The organism is Methyloversatilis sp. RAC08 (assembly GCF_001713355.1).
Taxonomy (GTDB): domain Bacteria; phylum Pseudomonadota; class Gammaproteobacteria; order Burkholderiales; family Rhodocyclaceae; genus Methyloversatilis.
This window is the reverse complement of sequence record NZ_CP016448.1, coordinates 1,259,970-1,276,628: the sequence shown is the minus strand read 5'-3', so window position 1 is coordinate 1,276,628 and position 16,659 is coordinate 1,259,970. Positions and strand designations below refer to the sequence as shown.

Below are 16,659 nucleotides of genomic sequence, written 5' to 3'. Positions count from 1 at the left end.
ATGCAGACATCGAACAGCGGCAACTGGGCACTCATCACCGGCGCCTCCAGCGGTCTGGGCGTCGAGTTCGCCCACCTCCTCGCTGCCCGGCGCATGAACCTCGTGCTCGCCGCGCGCGGCGTGGCCGACATGGAACGCTTGGCCGACACGCTGCGCAGCATGCACGGCATCGACGTGGTCGTGGAAGGCATCGACCTGTCCCAGCCCGGCGCCGCCGCCGAGCTGAAGCGGCGCACCGATGCGCGCGGGCTGCGCATCGAAACTCTGATCAACAACGCCGGCTTCGGTCTGCACGGTCCGCTGCTTGACGCCGATCCGGTCCGGCTGGCGCAGATGCTGCAGCTCAACATGGTCACACTGACCGAGCTCACGCAGCAGTACGCGCAGGACATGGCGCGTCGCGGGCGCGGCCGCATCCTGCTGGTGGCCAGCCTGCTCGGCTTCATGCCGGCGCCGTTCTACGCCGCGTACGCGGGCACCAAACACTATGTGCTGGCGCTGGGTGAGGCGCTGCACGACGAACTGGCGCCGGCCGGTGTGACCGTCACCGTGCTGTCGCCCGGCGTCACCAAGACGGCGTTCTTCGAAGGCTCTGGCCACCATGTGTCGGCCACGTTGAACCTGATGATGATGGCGCCGCGCCCGGTCGCCGAAGCCGGCATCCGCGCGCTGATGCAGGGCCGCGCCGGCGTGGTACCGGGGCTGGCGAACAAGCTGTCCGCCTGGTCCGCACGCCTCGCGCCGCGCAGCGTGCAGCGCCGCATCATGCAGGCGCTGCTGGCCTGAAGTGCGCTGCTGACCGCTGTTGGGCATCGCTGCGCTCACCCCAACCTACAAAAGCATCCGACAGCGGCGTGACGACCCGTAGGTTGGGGTGAGCGCAGCGATGCCCAACAGCGCCCGTTGCACAGCGCATCGCCTACGGCGGCGCGCCGCGCGCTGCTGCGAGCATGTCGTCGATGCGCACGAACTTCTCCGCTGGCTTGTCGAGCGCCTGACCGCGCGCCTGTTCGACACGTTCGATGGCCTGCCAGGCGGCGAAATCGATCACCCGGTGCGACCGGCTCTCGAGCAGGGACGCCAGGGCCTGCCGGCCAGGTCGGGGTGCGGCAAGGCCCGACACGTCCTGCAGCAGGCCGGCAACGGTATCCATGCTGTCGGCGCGGTTGGTGCCGATGACTCCGGTCGGGCCGCGCTTGATCCAGCCGGTGACATACCAGCCCGGCAGCGGCTGGCCCGAGGCATCGACAATGCGGCCGCCGGCGTTCGGGATCACGCCGGCGCGGGCATCGAACGGCAGACCCGGCAGCGCGGTGCCGCGGTAGCCCACGCTGCGGAACACCAGGCCGGCGTCCAGTTCGTACTGCTCTCCGGTCGCGACGGCCGACTGCGCACCCGCCTCGCCGGACAATTGCTGGCCGCCCAGCACGAGCCGCTGCACGCGGTTGTCACCGTGCAGCGCCGCCGGCGCGCGCAGGAAGTGCAGGTGGATGCGTCGTCCTGCCTCCATCGGCCGGGCCGCGAAGCCGCGCAGGATGTCCAGATTCTTCGCCGCATGCACGACGTGGGGCAGCGTCAGTTCGCGTCGGCAGGCCTCACCCGGTTCGAGCGCGGCCGGATCGACCACCGGCTGCCAGCCGGGCAGGGCGCCCAGTTCGCGCAATTCCTTCGGCGTGAATTTCGCCTGCACCGGACCGCGTCGGCCGATCAGGTGGATGTCGCGGATGCGCGAGCCGGCCAGTGCGTCGAGCGCGTGCTGCGCAATGTCGGTGCGGCGCAGTTCGTCCACCGGCCGGGCGAGGATGCGGCACACGTCGATCGCCACATTGCCCTGACCGATGACCACCGCCACCTCCTGCGACAAGTCGAACGAGAGGTGGGCGTGATCCGGGTTGCCGTTGTACCAGCCGACGAAATCGCCCGCCGCGTGCACGCCCGGCAGGTCTTCGCCGGGAATGCCCAATGTGCGGTCCGCCCCGGCGCCGCAGGCCACGATGACAGCGTGGTACATCGCCGCCAGTTCGTCGGCGGTCACGTCGCGTCCGAGCGCCACATTGCCGAAGAAGCGCACTTTCGGGTCGGCGGCAATCTGTGCGAACACCGCGCTGACCGACTTCAGCTTCGCGTGATCCGGCGCCACGCCGAAGCGCACCAGCCCGTAAGGCACCGGCAGGCGCTCCAGCAGGTCGATCTCGACATCGAGCCCGCTCGCCAGCAGCGCCTCGGCGGCATAGAAGCCGCTCGGTCCGCTGCCGACGATGGCGACGCGCAGCGGCTTTCCGGCTTCCGACATCGCGATCAGAAGCCGAGCTGGCGGCGCTTGTCGTCGGCCCCGTCCAGCGGCGGCAGCTTGGTGCGGATCACCGGGTAGCGCTCCGCCGCCTTCGCATTGATGTCCATCCAGTGCATCTGGTCTTCCGGCAGGTCGAATTCCTCGACGATGGCGCGCACCGGGCAGGCCGGTATGCACGCCCCGCAGTCGATGCAGACCTGCGGGTTGATGTAGACGCGCACCTCATTGACATGGAAGCAGGCCACCGGGCAGGACGTCACGCAGTCGGTGAAGCGACAGCCGCGGCAGCTTTCGGTCACGACATGGGTCATGGCGCCCTCACACCTTCCGCACTTCGACCAGGTTGTCGCAGTAGGTGCCTGCCTGACCCAGATTGCAGTGGCGCGCCGAGGTGGTCGAATTGACCGCAGTGCCGCTGCGGTTCAGTCCGGGCCAGTGGCCGACATTGGTCATCATCAGCCCGGGCGACACATCCTCGCTCAGTTCGGCGCGCGCTTCGAAGGCACCCCGCTCGTTGAACACGCGCACATAGCTGCCGTGCTCGATCGCCCGCTTTCCCGCATCGACCGGGTGGATCACGATGAGCTGTTCGCCCTGCCGGCGCTGCTGTGTCGGCTCGTTGGCGTACTGCGTGTTCAGGAAGGCGTGCGGCTTGGGCGACACGAGATTCAGCGGATAGCGGCTGGCCGCTTCAGAGGCCGCGTTTTCGTGCGACGGGATGTAATTGGGCACCGCATCGACCGGCGTGCCCGGCTGCATGCCTTCGTAGCCCGACCGCCACACCGGCACGACGAAGTTGCCGCCGGCCGCCGCGCTGGCCGCGAATTCGCACTTGCCGGACGGCGTCTTGAAATTGCCCTCGGCATGCGGCGCGCGTTCGCCCGGCAGACCGACGTTGAGCCTCATCCAGCCCTTGTCCTTCAGCTTTTCCAGCGTGATGCCCTCCATCGCCGGTGCGTCCCAGTCGTACGAGCGGCGGATCATTTCCTCGTCGCTCAGCGACCAGTGCTCGTCGGTGAAGCCCATCGCACCGGCCAGCCGGCGGAACAGTTCGACATTGGGCACGCACTCGCCCGGCGGCGCGATCGCCGGCGTATTGAGCATCACGTACAGATGACCCCAGGTCACCATCAGGTCGAGCTGTTCCGCCTGCATGGTGGCCGGCAGCAGGATGTCGGCGTACTTCGCGGTGTCGGTGATGAACAGTTCGCTGGCCACCGTGAACAGGTCTTCGCGCATCAGGCCGGCAACGATCTGGCCGGCGTTCGGTGCCTGCGACACCGGGTTCGAGTTGTAGACGAACAGCGACTTGATCGGCGGGTCGAGTGGCATGGCGCCGGTCAGCGCCGCACCCAGATCGAGTTCGTTGATGACGCGCGTGCCCGGCTTGATCCAGTCCGGCCGGCACATGAAATCGAAGCGGAACGGAAATTCCCAGATCGGCATTTCCACCGTGCCGCCGCCGACATGGCGCCAGGCGCCGGTCAGCGCCGGCAGACAGGTGATGGCGCGGATCGCGTCGCCGCCGCCCGGGCTGCGTTCCACCGCCACGCCCTGGCGGATCGCCGACGGCTGCGTGGTGGCGTATTCGCGCGCCAGCGTCAGGATGTCCTGCACCGGAATGCCGGTGATCTCGGACACCCGCTCGGGCGGAAACTCGGCCGCGCGCGCCGCCAGCTGGTCGTAGCCCACGGTGTACTTTTCGACGTAATCGGCATCGACCAGGCCTTCGGCGATGATCACATTCATCATGCCCAGCGCCAGCGCGCCGTCGGTGCCCGGCTTGATGCGGATGTGCCAGTCGGCCTGTTTCGCGGTCCGCGTGCGCACCGGGTCGATCACCACCACCTTGGCGCCCTTTGCCTTCGCCTCGACGATGAAGGGCCAGGCGTGCAGATTGGTGTTGAGCATGTTCATGCCCCACACGATGATGTACTTCGAGTGCGCGAGGCTTTCCACGTCCAGCCCGCCGGTCGGGCCCACGGTCATGATCCACGCGGTCGACGAGCCGGATTCGCAGTAGGTCTTTTCCGCCACCGACGAACCCAGCCGGTTGAAGAAGGCGTCGCCGGCGGTCAGGCCGTTCAGCGTGCCCTGATGGCCGAGGTAGCCGTGCGGCATGATGGCCTGCGAGCCGTACTGGTCGATGATGTCGGTCCAGCGCGTCTTGATTTCGGCCAGCGCAGCGTCCCAAGAAATGCGTTCGAACATGCCCGAACCCTTCGGCCCGACGCGCTTCATCGGGTACAGCAGGCGGTCCGGGTTGTAGTGGTGCTCGGCGAAATTCTTCAGCTTCACGCACAGCCCGCCACGCGTCATCGGGTGATCCGGGTCGCCGGTGACCTCCACCAGCTTGTCGTCCTCGACGTGGTACAGGAAGGCACAGGTGTCCGGACAATCCTGCGGACAGGCGCCGCGCACGACGCGCGTTTCACTCAGATGCACTGACATGGAAGTCTCCCGGGTGGCGTTGAAGGCTGGGTCGCCAGGCGCGTCGATGACGCGCTGGCGGCGCTGTGGCACCCATGGAAGATAGGAGACGAAGCACCTGAGGCGACAGGGCCAGTCAGCGAAAAAAGGGGGGTGCCAGGGGGCGCAAAGCGCAGCGGGTGCGTCCCCGAGGGGTCAGCCCTGCCGTACCGCCTGCCCGATCAGCTCAATCCCCTGTGCGATCTGTTCTTCGCTCAGATGCGTGTAGCCGAGCAGCAGGCAGCGATCGGCATCGTCCAGATGTTCGAAGAACCAGGCCGGGCTGTCCGCCAGCGGCTGTACGCCCACACCCAGTTCGAGCGCGGCCTGCTGCACGGCGGCGGCCGTCGGGGCCTCGGGTGGCAGCGTGACCAGCACGTGCGAGCCGGCGTCGGCGCCGCTGACGCGTGCGCCGGGAAGGTGGGTGCGCAGCGCGCTGACCAGGACGTCGCGGCGCGCTTCGTTGGCGTGCAGCAGGCGGCGCAGATGGGTGTCGAAGCTGCCGTCGCGCACGAACTGCGCGAGGGCGGCCTGTTCCAGCCAGGCGAGGCCGTTGTCCATCAGCGACTTGATGGTGACCGCGGTGCGCATCAGGTCGCGCGGCACGACCATGTAGCCGATGCGCAGCCCGGGGCCGATCGAGCGCGAGAAGGAATTCAGGTAGATGACGCAGCCGTTGCGGTCGAGTGACTGCAGCGACGGCAGCGGCGCGCCGTCGTAGCGGTAGTCGCCGTCGTAGTCCACTTCCAGGATGTACGCGCCGGCCTTGGCCGCCCATTCGAGCAGCGCGAGCCGGCGGTGCAGCGGCATCGTGACGCCGGTCGGAAACTGGTGCGACGGCGTGACATACACCAGTTTCACCCGGCTTTCCGGCAGTCGGCCGACGTCGATGCCGTGCTGGTCTACCGGCACCGGAATGATGTGCGCGCCATAGCTTTCGAACAGGAAGGCCGCGCCGCGATAGCTCGGCGCTTCCATCACCACCGGCGTGTGCGTGCCGACGAAAAGATGCGCCACCAGATCGATGCCCTGCTGGAAGCCGGCCACCAGCAGCACCTGTTCGACCGACGCCACCATGCCGCGCGTCGGGCCGAGCCGGCTGGTGATGAGCTGCCGCAGTTCGGGCAGGCCGGCCGGGTCGATGTATTCGCTCATGCGCTCTGCCGCGCCGCCCAGACATTCGACGATGAGCTTGCGCCAGATCTTTTCCGGGAAACTGCGCGGGTCGGAGCGGCCGAACACGAAGTCTGCGATCAGGCGCGGCGCGCTCGGCCGGTGCAGCCCGGTCAGGCCACGTCCGCCGTAGGGCAGCGGCAGGTTCATCGCGCGGTGCAGGCTGCCGCTGCGATGCTCGGCGCGCGCCGGCGCGCGGCCGATCAGCGTGTCCGGCAGCGTCTTGCAGACGAAGGTGCCGACCGCCCGCTCGGTGTACAGATAGCCTTCGCTGATCAGTTCGTCGTAGGCCGCGGTGACCGTGTTGCGCGACACGTGGAGCTGGCGGCCGAGGTCACGCGTCGCCGGCACCGGCGCACCGGGCGCCAGCCGTCGGTCGAGGATGAGCGCGCGCAGCTGCGCCGCGATCTGCGAATGCAGCGTCGAGGACGACGAGGCATCAATGGAAATGGGCAGTTGCAACGGCGCTCCGTCCGGACAGAAGTGAATGAAAGCCTGACCTTCAACCCGGCTTCGGCCGCACTGCCTGAACGTGGTTCCCGCCATGCTACCGATTCGCCCGGCTCCCCGGCGAACTTGGTGCTCTGGCTAACAGACCGGACGCCGACAGACGCGCACGCTGGGTGCGAAGATCGATCGCGAAGGCCAAGCGTGTCAACGTCGGGCTGAACGCCTGACGCCATGACGCGTCAACCCTGTACGCCACGCTTGGGCGCATCGGCGGCTGAACCATCCGCCTGCCGGTCCGCGCGGCAACGGCATCCTGCTCCACCATCCGACACGGGAGATCCTCATGGACGCACCGGTACACAGCACTGCGCAACTGTTCGCACAGCTCGGACTGCCTTCAGATCCGGGATCGATCTACCGCTTCATCGACCAGCACCGGCCGCTGCCCGACTGCGTGAAGCTGTCCGAAGCGCCATTCTGGACGCCTTCGCAGGCGGCCTTCCTGCGTGAAGGCCTGCAGGCCGATGCCGACTGGGCGCCGATCATCGATGCGCTCAACGCGGCGCTGCATGAAACCTCCGATCAGCCCGCGCTCAGCTCGCCTTGCGAAATGTGAGATTGATGCGGCACGCCCCGGTCATCGGGTGCGTGCCGTGCGCCAGCGGCAGCACGCCGTGAAAGCGCAGCCGCGCCGGTCCGCCCCACACCACCACATCACCGTGTGCCAGATGCAGTTTGAGCGTTGGGTCGGTGCGCCTGATGCCGCCCAACAGGAAGGTCGCGGGCAGTCCCAGCGACACCGACACGATGGGTGCGCCGAAGTCGCGCTCGTTCCGGTCCTGGTGCAGCGTGAGCCGTGCGCCGGGGGCGTAGCGGTTGATCAGGCAGGCGTCCGGTTCGAAACCGGGGAAGCCGGCCTGCGCCGCCGATTCGCGTGCCAGCGTGCGGAACAGCGGCGGCATGGCCGGCCACGGCAGGCCGCTGTCCGGATCGCACGCGGCGTAGCGGTAACCTTGTGCGTCGGACGTCCAGCCCATTTCGCCGCAACTGGTGGTGGCGACCGACATCGTGTAGCCGCCGGGCGTCACCATGTGGCGCAGCGGTGCAAGCGCGGTCACCGTGTCGATCGCGGCCAGCAGGGCTGACGCGTCGTCCTGCGCGAAGCCGCGCAGCAGGGCGGCACCCGGTGCGAGGATGACCGGACCAGCCGCGCGTTCGAGTGCATCGAACAGCTCCATTCACTCCGTCTCGCGGTCGATCAGCGCGCGCTTGCGTGCCACACCCCAGCGGTAGCCTGACAGCGCGCCGTCGCTGCGGACCACGCGGTGACACGGGATGGCCACCGCCAGCGTGTTGGCCGCACAGGCGCCGGCGACTGCGCGCACCGATTTCGGGACGCTGAGCCGCGTCGCGAGTTCGCGGTAGCTCAGCGTGTGCCCGGCCGGAATGTCGCGCAGCGCCTGCCACACGCGCTGCTGGAACGCGGTGCCGCGCAGGTCGAGTGGCAGCGCCAGCCCGATGCGCGGGGCATCCACGAAGCCGACCACCTGTGCCACGCGCCGTTCGAATGCCGCGTCGCCGCCGATCAGCCGCGCCTGCGGAAAGCGGTCCTGCAGCGCGCGCGCAAGCGCGTCGGGGTCGTCGCCCAGCGAAATCGCGACCACGCCGAGCGGGCTTTCCGCAACCAGGATGGCGCCGAGCGAACACTGGCCGAGTGCGAAGCGGATGTCGGTGTCGGCGCCGCCCGCGCGATAGCGGCCCGGTGTCATGCCGAGCAGGGCGCCGGACGCCTCGTACAGGCGGCTGCTGGAACCGTAGCCGGCGTCGTGCAGCGCGTCGGTCACCGGCGCACCCTCCGTCAGATGGTCGCGCAGGCGCTCGGCCCGGCGCGCGGCAGCCCAGGCGCGTGGCGTCAGACCGGTCACCGACTTGAACAGGCGGTGCAGATGAAAGGCGCTGACGCCGGCGTGCGCCGCCAGCGCATCGAGCGGCGGGGGCGAGTCGGAGCGCTCGATCAGCCGGCACAGGTCGGCGACGAGGGCGGCCTGCCGTTCGGTGCGCGGCGGCTGGTCGGGCCGGCAGCGCCTGCAGGCGCGGAAACCGGCGCGTTCGGCGTCGGCCGCGCTCGCGTGGAAGGCGACGTTTTCGGGTCGCGCGGTGCGCGCGGCGCACGACGGCCGGCAGTACACGCCGGTCGTTTTCACCGAATAGAAGAAGTCGCCGTCCGCCGCGGCATCGCGCGCGACCACCGCCGCCCAGCGCGGGTCGGCCAGCGTGGCGGCCGCGCGCGTGGCGACATCCGGTGCTTCATGGCGGGGCGATGCGTTCATCCGGAATCCTTCGCGCCTGCGTGTCGATGGCCGCACTGTAGTCGCCGTTCGGCGCATGCGCACTCCGCACCTTGCTTTCGAATTCCGCCTTGCCGGTATCGCACGGCGCATCGATACTGATTCGCCATGACGCACCCCATGACGCACCCCCGGAAAGCGCTGGACGACGCCGAACGCCATCTCGCCGCCCTCGACGACGACTGGGCGCGGCTGATCGCGACCGTCGGCCCGTGTGGCCTGGCGCCCGGCCCGGTGCGCGAGCCCTGGCAGGCGCTGGTGCGCGCCGTCGCCTACCAGCAACTGCACGGTCGCGCGGCCGACGCCATCATGGGGCGACTGCTGGCGCGCCACGGCGGCAACTTCCCGACGCCGCAGCAACTGTTCGAGACGGATGCGGAGGCCTTGCGTGCCTGCGGCTTTTCGGCGCGCAAGGCCGACACGCTGCGCGGCATCGCCGAGGGCGCGCTGAACGGCCACGTACCGGGTCGCGACGAAGCGCTGGCGCTCGCCGACGAGGCGCTGGTGTCGCGCCTGACCGCGCTGCGCGGCATCGGCCGCTGGACCGTGGACATGCTGCTGATGTTCACGCTTGAACGCGGCGACATCCTGCCGGCCGACGATTTCGGCGTGCGTGACGGCTACCGGCGGCTCAAGTCGCTCGATGCACTGCCCACCGCACGGCAGATCGCCGCACTGGGTGCGCCGTGGGCGCCGCATCGATCGGCGGCGAGCTGGTACTTGTGGCGGGTGCCGAAGTGACGGCAGGCCGCTACCAGTACTTCTCGAACAGCATGCTGCCGGCGTTGCCGCGCCGGCATGGCACGAAGTCGCGCGCGTTCAGCAGGGCGCGCATGTCGGTCGTGAAATCCGGATTGCCGCACACCATGACGCGGCCGGTCGCCGGATCGAGCGGTGTCTGTGCGTGCTGCGCCAGCGTGCCGTCGGCGATCAGCGCGGGAATGCGCCCGCTCAGCGCCGACGCGCCGGCTTCGCGGGTGACGATGGGCAGATAGCGCAGCCGCGTGTCGGTCACGGCCAGTGCTTCGAGTTCGTCGCGGTAGGCCAGTTCGGCCGCCAGCCGCACGCTGTGCACCAGGATCAGGCGCCGGTAACGGTCCAGCGCGCCCGGCGTGCGCAACAGCGACACATAGGGCCCGAGCCCGGTGCCGGTCGCCAGCATCCACAGGGTGTCGCCGGGCGACAGTTGCGGCTCGAGGAAGAAGCCGAAGATGGACGACGACAGCATGACCGGATGGCCAGGCTCGATGCCCGCGAGCGCTTCGCTGAAGGCGCCGCCCGGAATCAGCACGATAAGGAATTCGAGCTCGTCGTCCGCTTCGACCGACACGATGGAATACGGACGCCACACGGCATCGTCCGCGCCCGCCGGCAGCCCCAGCTTGACGTAGTGGCCGGGCGAGAAGCGGAATCCGTCAGGCCGGTCGATGCGCAGCGACAGCAGCGTGTCTGTCCAGCGCCGCACGGCGGTCACGGTCTGTGTGGTCGAGCGCGGCAGATCAGCGTTGCGGGTCGCCAGCGTGTTCATCTTCTCTTCCTTCGGCGGAATGTTCCGGAAAACGCATTGCCGGGATGACTGCGGGTCAGCGGTTCATGACCTTAATAAAGATCAAAGATCACCTGCCGGCACGGTGATCCAATCGAAACGGATCTGACCTGATCCGCCCCGGGCGTAGCGGGGCTGCAGGACGCAGCGTAATCGATCACCCGGGCTTGTCCGGACAAGAAAAGGAGATGGCAGATGAAGACTCACGATAACCGTCGCGCGCTGCGCAGATCCATTGCAGCAATGCTGGTCGGCGCTGCCTGTCTGGCCGGCGGACCGGCGACGGCGGCCAGCACGCAAGTGGTCTTTTCAGGTACGGTCAGTAGCATCAGCGTGCCTTACGCGATACCCGGAATCGAGGTTGGGGAGGCGATTTCAGGCTCGCTCGACTACGATCCTGCCACGTCCGACACCCAGCCGCTCAACTGGATCGGCCTTTATCAGGACGCCATTTCCCGTTTCAGCGCCGTGATCGGTGACCAGACTTTTGCGATGGTCGCGTCTCCGCCATCGCCGACCAGTGAAATCGTCGTGCTGAACGATGATTTCGTGGCGGGGCTCTATCGCGACAGCCTCTATTTCAGGGTGGCGGTCGAAGACGTCGCGCAGCCCGGCATCGCCCGTTTCCTGCAGCTGACATTTTCCGTCGGCTCGGCGACCCGCCCGTCGGCGCTGCAGGGCGATGCGCTTCCGGCGACGTTCGACCCGGCAGACTTTCAGGTGACCAGTGGCTTCGTCACCTATCTGCCCCCCGGTGCAAGCCAGGGCAACAACCTTGTGCTGACCGAGGTGTCGGTCACGCCGGTGCCCGAGCCGCAGTCATGGCATCTGCTGGCCGCCGGCATGACGCTGCTGCTTGCGCTGCGTCACCGCGAGAGGCTGCGCCGACGGCCCTGATGGCGGCGTCCGGGGCCGGTGCCTGTGCCCCGGACTTCCGCGCAGTGCGGTCGCCCGGCAGAATTTCGTGTCACGGTTTTCCACGGAACACGAACGCGATGAAGCCCGTCCTGCGTTTCGCACTGACTTTCGTCGTGTTCTTCGCGATTTACATGCCGGGCTGGGTGGCGTCGCTGTTCCTGCCCCTTGGCGATCTCGACTGAATCGGCACGATGGTATCGCTGGCGGTGACCCGCTACGCGTGGGCGCGGCTGGACGATCCGCCCGGATCGCTGTTCGGTCACGTCCTGCGCGGCGCCGCCATCGTCGGCGGCATCGGTTTCGCGCCTGGCTTCGTCGGCCCGATGATCGTCTCGCCCGGCGCCAATCAGGGGCCGCTGCCGGGCTTGTTCGTCACCAGCCCGGCCGGTGCGCTGATCGGTGCGCTGGGCGGGCTGCTTCACGGTCTGCATGTGCGCCGCCAAGGCTGACGGTTCGCGCCGCAAGCACACTCCGCTATCATCGCTGCGCCCGCTGCCCGAGCCTAACCCTCTGCGGGCAGGCACCCGAGACCGGCACCACAACAACAGGAGGAGACAGCATGACCGAGCACGCCTATTACAACCAGGCCATCCACGGCCCGTACGACACCCACAGCATCGGCGACCACGTGCTGGAAGAGGGCGGCACGATACGCGGCTGCACGCTGGCGTACGCGACCTTCGGCACGCTGAACGCGGCCAGGGACAACGCCATCCTGGTGCCGACCTGGTACTCGGGCACGACCAAGATCATGGAGCAGGTGTATATCGGCGCCGGTCGCGCGCTCGATCCGGCCAAGTATTTCATCATCGCCATCAACCAGATCGGCAACGGCCTGTCGACGTCGCCGCACAACACGCCCTTCCCGGGCGGCGGCCCGAATTTCCCGCGCGTGCGCATCGGCGACGATGTGCGGGCGCAGCACAAGCTGATCACCGAAAAGTTCGGCATCGAAAAGCTGGCGCTGGTGGTCGGCGGCTCGATGGGCGCGCAGCAGACGTACGAGTGGGCGGTGCGCTACCCGGACATGGTGCGCCGCGCGGCACCGATCGCCGGCACCGCGAAGAACACGCCGCACGATTACCTGTTCGCCGAGACGCTGATCGAAGCCATCACGTCCGACCCGGCGTTCAAGGGCGGCTGGTACGGCTCTCCGCTCGAAGTGCATCAGGGTCTGCGCCGCCACGCCAAGATGTGGGCGGTCATGGGCTGGAGCACCGAATTCTTCCAGCAGGACCGCATCAAGGCGCTCGGCTTTTCGTCGGTCGATGATTTCATCACCAATTTCATGAACGGCTACTTCGGCGTGATGGAGCCGAACGACCTGCTGTGCATGGCGTGGAAGTGGCAGCACGGCGACGTGAGCCGCCACACCGGCGGTGACCTGAAGGCGGCGCTCGGCCGGATCAAGGCGAAAACCTTCGTCATGCCGATCTCGACCGACATGTTCTTCCCGCCGGCCGACTGCGCTGCCGAGCAGAAGCTGATCCCGAACAGCGAACTGCGCGTGCTCAATACGATAGACGGCCACCTCGGCCTGTTCGGCACCGACGCCGGCTACACCGAACAGGTGGACAAGCACCTGCGCGAACTGCTGGCTTCGGCCGCCTGAGCGCAGTCCGTCGTCACACCCCGGGCGGCTGCGTCGTGGCCGTCCGGGGTGCATCCGTCCGTCGTCGTGTGGAGGGCAGCGCATGAATCCGGTACCCGGCCAGATGATGCAGATGCCGCTGCTCATCTCGAACCTGATCCGCCACGCGGCGCGCCACCATGGCGACACCGAAATCGTGTCGCGGCGGGTCGAGGGCGACATCCATCGCACGACCTATCGCGAAGCCGAATTGCGCAGCCGCAAGTTCGCACAGGCGCTGGCGCGGCTCGGCACGCAGCCGGGCGAACGCATCGGCACGCTGGCCTGGAACGGCTATCGCCACTTCGAAATCTATTACGGCGTGTCCGGCTCGCAGCGGGTGTGCCACACCATCAATCCGCGTCTGTTCCCGGACCAGATCGCATGGATCGCCAATGACGCGGCCGACCAGGTGCTGTGCTTCGATCTGACCTTCCTGCAGCTGGTCGAGAAGATCGCACCGGAGCTGACGCAGGTGCGTCATTTCGTGCTGATGACCGATCGCGCGCGCATGCCGGCGTCGACGACGCTGCCCAGCCTGCTGTGCTACGAGAAATTGATCGACGCCGAGGACGGCGACTACCGCTGGCCGGAGTTCGACGAGAACACCGCGTCCAGCCTGTGCTACACCTCGGGCACCACGGGGCATCCGAAGGGCGCGCTGTACAGCCATCGCTCGTCGGTGCTGCATGCCTATGGCGCGGCGCTGCCTGACGCGATGGGCTGTTCGGCCGCCGACGTCATCCTGCCGGTGGTGCCGATGTTCCACGTCAACGCCTGGGGTCTGCCGTACAGCGGGCCGATGGTCGGCGCCAAGCTGGTGTTCCCCGGTCCCTTCCTCGACGGCAAGTCGCTGCACGAGCTGTTCGAACAGGAACAGGTGACGTTCAGCGCCGGCGTGCCGACCGTGTGGCTGGGCGTCATCAACCACCTGAAGTGCGCCGGGCTGAAGATGTCCAGCCTGAAGCGCACCGTCATCGGCGGCGCAGCCTGTCCGCCGGCCATGCGGCAGACGCTCGAAGAGGACTACGGCGTCCAGGTCATACACGCCTGGGGCATGACCGAACTGTCGCCGCTGGGCACGCTGTCGCGGCTCAAGGCGCAGCACGCGACGCTGCCGCCGGACGCGCAGCGCGCGCTGCTGAACAAGCAGGGCCGCGCCATCTGCGGCATCGATCTGGCCATCGTCGGCGACGACGGCTGTGCACTGCCGTGGGACGGCCGCAGCAGCGGCGACCTGCTGGTGCGCGGCGCCTGGGTGATCGAGCGCTATTTCGGCGAAGCCGGCTCGGCACTGCGCGAACTCGACGGCCAGTGGTGGTTCGCCACCGGCGACGTCGCCACCATCGATGCCGACGGCTACATGCAGATCACCGACCGCAGCAAGGACGTGATCAAGTCGGGCGGCGAATGGATCAGTTCGATCGAGCTGGAGAACATCGCCATGGCGCATTCGGCCGTGCTCGAAGCGGCGGTCATCGCGTGCCGCCACCCGAAATGGGACGAGCGCCCGCTGCTGGTCGTCGTGAAGAAGCCCGGCGCCGAACTCGATCGCGCCGGGATGCTCGCGTTTTACGAAGGCAAGATCGCCCGCTGGCAGATCCCGGACGATGTCGTGTTCGTGGATGAAATCCCGCACACCGCCACCGGCAAGATGCTCAAGCTCAAGCTGAGACAGCAGTTCGAGGGGCATACGCTGCCTTGAGCTGCGGCGCCGCCGGAGTCCCCTTGCGGGAGCGGCGCAGGTTTTGTGGGAGCGGCGCAGGTTTTGTGGGAGCGGCGCAGGTTTTGTGGGAGCGGCGGCCTCGCCGCGATCGGCGCGTTGATCAGCGATCATCGCGCCGATCGCGGCGAGGCCGCCGCTCCCACAGGTCTCAGCTCCCACAGGTCTCAGCTCCCACAGGTCTCAGCTCCCACAGGTCTCAGCTCCCACAGGTCTCAGCTCCCACAGGTCTCAGCTCCCACAGGTCTCAGCTCCCACAGGTCTCAGCTCCCACAGGTCTCAGCTCCCACAGGTCTCAGCTCCCACAGGTCTCAGCTCCCACAGGTCTCAGCTCCCACAGGTCTCAGCCCCCGCAATGGACGCCCCGCCAACCTCAGCCCGCCGAGAGCCGGTCGAGCATCCACTTGCCTGCGGTGGCCGAGACGGCGCTGACGAAGATGCCCCAGGCGATGTCGATCAACACGATGCGGACCGGCCAGTCCTTGAGTGTCGCAAGGTTGGTCAGGTCGTAGGTCGCGTAGGCGAAGAAGCCGAACAGCGCGGCGGCGATGACGGTCTGCCCGAGACCGGGTACCGCTGCGAATGGCCGGATGGTGAATATCGTCAGTCCGACCGCATAGATGACGTAGAACAGCACGGCCACCGGAATGACCGGCCGATCGGCCATCAGGTGGCCGATGCCCTGCTGGTAGGTCGATTTCGCGATGACGCCGAGCCAGACAAGGTCGAGCACGACCATCACGATGAGCGTGGTCGTGGCGGCTGCCGCGAGCCTGATGGTCGTGCTCATTTCGCCGCAGCCGTGACGCGCCAGATCGTGTTGCCGACATCATCGGCCACCAGCAGCGCGCCCTTGCCGTCGAGCGCGACACCCACCGGTCGGCCATAGGCTTCGCCGTCTGCGCTCAGGAAGCCGGTCAGCACATCGATCGGTTCGCCCGCGGGCTTGCCGTCGCCGAACGGCACGAAGATGACCTTGTAGCCGCTGTGCGGCCGGCGGTTCCACGAGCCGTGCTGGCCGATGAACATGCCGCTGGCGAACGCCGCAGGCAGCGTAGTGCCGGCCGACGACGCCAGACCGAGCGAGGCGGTGTGAGGCCCGAGCGCGTAGTCGGGCTTGCGGGCGCGGGCGACCAGTGCCGGCTGCTGCGGCTGTACCCGCACATCGACATGCTGGCCGAAATAGCTGTACGGCCAGCCGTAGAAGTCGCCGTCGCGCACCGAGGTGAGGTAATCGGGCACCAGATCGCTGCCGATCTCGTCGCGTTCATTCACCACCGTCCACAGGGCCTTGCGATGCGGGTCCCACGCCAGTCCGTTCGGGTTGCGCAGGCCGGTGGCGAACAGGCGGTGCGTGCGCGTCGCCAGATCCACCTCCCAGATGGCGGCGCGACCTTCTTCGGCCGCCATGCCGCGCTCGGCGACGTTGCTGTTCGAACCGGTCGTGACGTAAAGCAGACTGCCCTCGGGATTGGCGATCAGGTTCTTCGTCCAGTGATGGTTGATCGGCCCGCCGGGCAGATCGACCAGCTTGACGCCGGCTGCGGTGATTTCAGTGCTGCCGGTGACGTAGGGAAAGCCGAGTACGGCGTCGGTGTTGGCGACATACAGCGTGTCGCCGACCAGCGCCATGCCGAAGGGCGAATTCAGACCGGCGAGCAGCACGCTGCGCTGGTCGGCGATGCCGTCACAGTCGCTGTCGCGCAGCAGGGTGATGCGGTTGGCGCTCGGCACGCCGGCGCCGGCCCGCTTCATGACCAGTCCGCTGATCCAGCCCTTGAGGCCCTTGCCGTCGTCCGGTGTTGCCGGCGCATTGCTTTCCGCCACCAGCACGTCGCCGTTGGGCAGTACGTGCAGCCAGCGCGGGTGATCGAGGCCGCGCGCGAAGGCGGCGACCTGCGTGCCGGGTGCAGCAAGGGGTGCGCCGCCCGCGGGCCAGCCGATGGCGGGCGCGATATGCACGGTCGGCAGCAGGCTGCTGACAGGCGTCGGCAACATCGGCTCCGGCCCGGTACCTGCGGCGACCTGAAGTTTCGCCGTATCGCCGCAGCCGGCGAGCAGCACGCAGAGCGCGAGCATCGCCCCCGTCAGATGGCCCGGGCGCGATGC

General features: G+C 68.0%; 16 protein-coding genes. 7 read left to right on the top strand and 9 right to left on the bottom strand.

From position 1 onward, the window contains the following. Positions 1-786, top strand: coding sequence for an SDR family NAD(P)-dependent oxidoreductase (locus tag BSY238_RS05785; RefSeq protein WP_069038298.1), 786 nt, complete (start codon positions 1-3; stop codon positions 784-786). 133 nt (positions 787-919) lie between these two features. Here BSY238_RS05785 and BSY238_RS05780 read toward each other — a convergent pair whose 3' ends face one another. From BSY238_RS05780 to pdxR, 4 genes are all read right to left on the bottom strand, one after another. Next, the gene (locus BSY238_RS05780; RefSeq protein ID WP_069038297.1) at positions 920-2,293 is read right to left on the bottom strand and encodes an FAD-dependent oxidoreductase; all 1,374 of its coding nucleotides are present in this window, start codon (positions 2,291-2,293) and stop codon (positions 920-922) included. Positions 2,294-2,298: 5 nt separating this feature from the next. Then, entirely contained in the window at positions 2,299-2,604 is a 306-nt protein-coding gene (locus BSY238_RS05775) for a ferredoxin family protein (protein ID WP_069038296.1), read from the bottom strand. 7 nt (positions 2,605-2,611) lie between these two features. After that, on the bottom strand, positions 2,612-4,744 hold the full coding sequence (locus BSY238_RS05770; protein WP_069038295.1) for a molybdopterin-containing oxidoreductase family protein: 2,133 nt from the start codon (positions 4,742-4,744) through the stop codon (positions 2,612-2,614). A 174-nt stretch (positions 4,745-4,918) separates the two neighbouring features. Next, a complete protein-coding gene (pdxR, locus tag BSY238_RS05765) occupies positions 4,919-6,397 on the bottom strand; it encodes a MocR-like pyridoxine biosynthesis transcription factor PdxR (RefSeq protein WP_069038294.1) in 1,479 nt (492 codons plus the stop codon). Between the two features lie 331 nt (positions 6,398-6,728). Between pdxR and BSY238_RS05760 the strand changes: the two genes are divergently transcribed. Next, the gene (locus BSY238_RS05760; RefSeq protein ID WP_069038293.1) at positions 6,729-7,001 is read left to right on the top strand and encodes a DUF2789 domain-containing protein; all 273 of its coding nucleotides are present in this window, start codon (positions 6,729-6,731) and stop codon (positions 6,999-7,001) included. On the opposite strand, the gene alkB is transcribed toward BSY238_RS05760, so the two are convergent. Both alkB and ada read right to left on the bottom strand, forming a co-directional pair. Continuing rightward, positions 6,979-7,623, bottom strand: a complete 645-nt coding sequence (alkB, locus tag BSY238_RS05755) for a DNA oxidative demethylase AlkB (protein ID WP_069038292.1) — start codon at positions 7,621-7,623, stop codon at positions 6,979-6,981. The two genes, BSY238_RS05760 and alkB, sit on opposite strands and share 23 nt — an antisense overlap. After that, positions 7,624-8,715 (bottom strand): bifunctional DNA-binding transcriptional regulator/O6-methylguanine-DNA methyltransferase Ada, encoded by a 1,092-nt coding sequence (gene ada / locus BSY238_RS05750; RefSeq protein ID WP_069038291.1) that lies wholly within the window; start codon positions 8,713-8,715, stop codon positions 7,624-7,626. It lies immediately after the preceding gene. Positions 8,716-8,853: 138 nt separating this feature from the next. On the opposite strand from ada, the gene BSY238_RS05745 reads away from it, so the two are divergent. Further along, entirely contained in the window at positions 8,854-9,474 is a 621-nt protein-coding gene (locus tag BSY238_RS05745; protein ID WP_069038290.1) for a DNA-3-methyladenine glycosylase family protein, read from the top strand. A gap of 10 nt (positions 9,475-9,484) precedes the next feature. Here the strand turns inward: BSY238_RS05745 and BSY238_RS05740 are convergent, their stop codons facing one another. After that, a complete protein-coding gene (locus tag BSY238_RS05740) occupies positions 9,485-10,261 on the bottom strand; it encodes a ferredoxin--NADP reductase (protein ID WP_069038289.1) in 777 nt (258 codons plus the stop codon). A 213-nt stretch (positions 10,262-10,474) separates the two neighbouring features. On the opposite strand from BSY238_RS05740, the gene BSY238_RS05735 reads away from it, so the two are divergent. From BSY238_RS05735 to BSY238_RS05720, 4 genes are all read left to right on the top strand, one after another. After that, complete coding sequence (locus BSY238_RS05735) at positions 10,475-11,176, top strand: hypothetical protein (RefSeq protein ID WP_223300283.1); 702 nt, start codon at positions 10,475-10,477, stop codon at positions 11,174-11,176. 212 nt (positions 11,177-11,388) lie between these two features. Next, complete coding sequence (locus BSY238_RS05730; protein WP_069038287.1) at positions 11,389-11,646, top strand: hypothetical protein; 258 nt, start codon at positions 11,389-11,391, stop codon at positions 11,644-11,646. A gap of 110 nt (positions 11,647-11,756) precedes the next feature. After that, positions 11,757-12,809, top strand: coding sequence for an alpha/beta fold hydrolase (locus BSY238_RS05725; protein ID WP_069038286.1), 1,053 nt, complete (start codon positions 11,757-11,759; stop codon positions 12,807-12,809). Positions 12,810-12,891: 82 nt separating this feature from the next. Further along, positions 12,892-14,532, top strand: coding sequence for a 3-(methylthio)propionyl-CoA ligase (locus BSY238_RS05720; protein ID WP_069038285.1), 1,641 nt, complete (start codon positions 12,892-12,894; stop codon positions 14,530-14,532). Between the two features lie 391 nt (positions 14,533-14,923). Here the strand turns inward: BSY238_RS05720 and BSY238_RS05715 are convergent, their stop codons facing one another. Beyond that, positions 14,924-15,340, bottom strand: a complete 417-nt coding sequence (locus BSY238_RS05715) for a DUF2177 family protein (protein ID WP_069038284.1) — start codon at positions 15,338-15,340, stop codon at positions 14,924-14,926. Next, positions 15,337-16,629, bottom strand: a complete 1,293-nt coding sequence (locus BSY238_RS05710; RefSeq protein ID WP_069040487.1) for a PQQ-dependent sugar dehydrogenase — start codon at positions 16,627-16,629, stop codon at positions 15,337-15,339. Before BSY238_RS05710 ends, BSY238_RS05715 begins: the two co-directional genes overlap by 4 nt. Positions 16,630-16,659: the final 30 nt, after the last annotated feature.

Excerpts from the sequence above, each read along its gene's own strand:
- BSY238_RS05785 (WP_069038298.1), top strand. The coding sequence starts at position 1 with ATGCAGACATCGAACAGCGGCAACTGGGCACTCATCACCGGCGCCTCC.
- BSY238_RS05780 (WP_069038297.1), bottom strand. The coding sequence starts at position 2,293 with ATGTCGGAAGCCGGAAAGCCGCTGCGCGTCGCCATCGTCGGCAGCGGA.
- BSY238_RS05775 (WP_069038296.1), bottom strand. The coding sequence starts at position 2,604 with ATGACCCATGTCGTGACCGAAAGCTGCCGCGGCTGTCGCTTCACCGAC.
- BSY238_RS05770 (WP_069038295.1), bottom strand. The coding sequence starts at position 4,744 with ATGTCAGTGCATCTGAGTGAAACGCGCGTCGTGCGCGGCGCCTGTCCG.
- BSY238_RS05760 (WP_069038293.1), top strand. The coding sequence starts at position 6,729 with ATGGACGCACCGGTACACAGCACTGCGCAACTGTTCGCACAGCTCGGA.
- alkB (WP_069038292.1), bottom strand. The coding sequence starts at position 7,623 with ATGGAGCTGTTCGATGCACTCGAACGCGCGGCTGGTCCGGTCATCCTC.
- ada (WP_069038291.1), bottom strand. The coding sequence starts at position 8,715 with ATGAACGCATCGCCCCGCCATGAAGCACCGGATGTCGCCACGCGCGCG.
- BSY238_RS05745 (WP_069038290.1), top strand. The coding sequence starts at position 8,854 with ATGACGCACCCCCGGAAAGCGCTGGACGACGCCGAACGCCATCTCGCC.
- BSY238_RS05740 (WP_069038289.1), bottom strand. The coding sequence starts at position 10,261 with ATGAACACGCTGGCGACCCGCAACGCTGATCTGCCGCGCTCGACCACA.
- BSY238_RS05735 (WP_223300283.1), top strand. The coding sequence starts at position 10,475 with ATGAAGACTCACGATAACCGTCGCGCGCTGCGCAGATCCATTGCAGCA.
- BSY238_RS05730 (WP_069038287.1), top strand. The coding sequence starts at position 11,389 with ATGGTATCGCTGGCGGTGACCCGCTACGCGTGGGCGCGGCTGGACGAT.
- BSY238_RS05725 (WP_069038286.1), top strand. The coding sequence starts at position 11,757 with ATGACCGAGCACGCCTATTACAACCAGGCCATCCACGGCCCGTACGAC.
- BSY238_RS05720 (WP_069038285.1), top strand. The coding sequence starts at position 12,892 with ATGAATCCGGTACCCGGCCAGATGATGCAGATGCCGCTGCTCATCTCG.
- BSY238_RS05715 (WP_069038284.1), bottom strand. The coding sequence starts at position 15,340 with ATGAGCACGACCATCAGGCTCGCGGCAGCCGCCACGACCACGCTCATC.
- BSY238_RS05710 (WP_069040487.1), bottom strand. The coding sequence starts at position 16,629 with ATGCTCGCGCTCTGCGTGCTGCTCGCCGGCTGCGGCGATACGGCGAAA.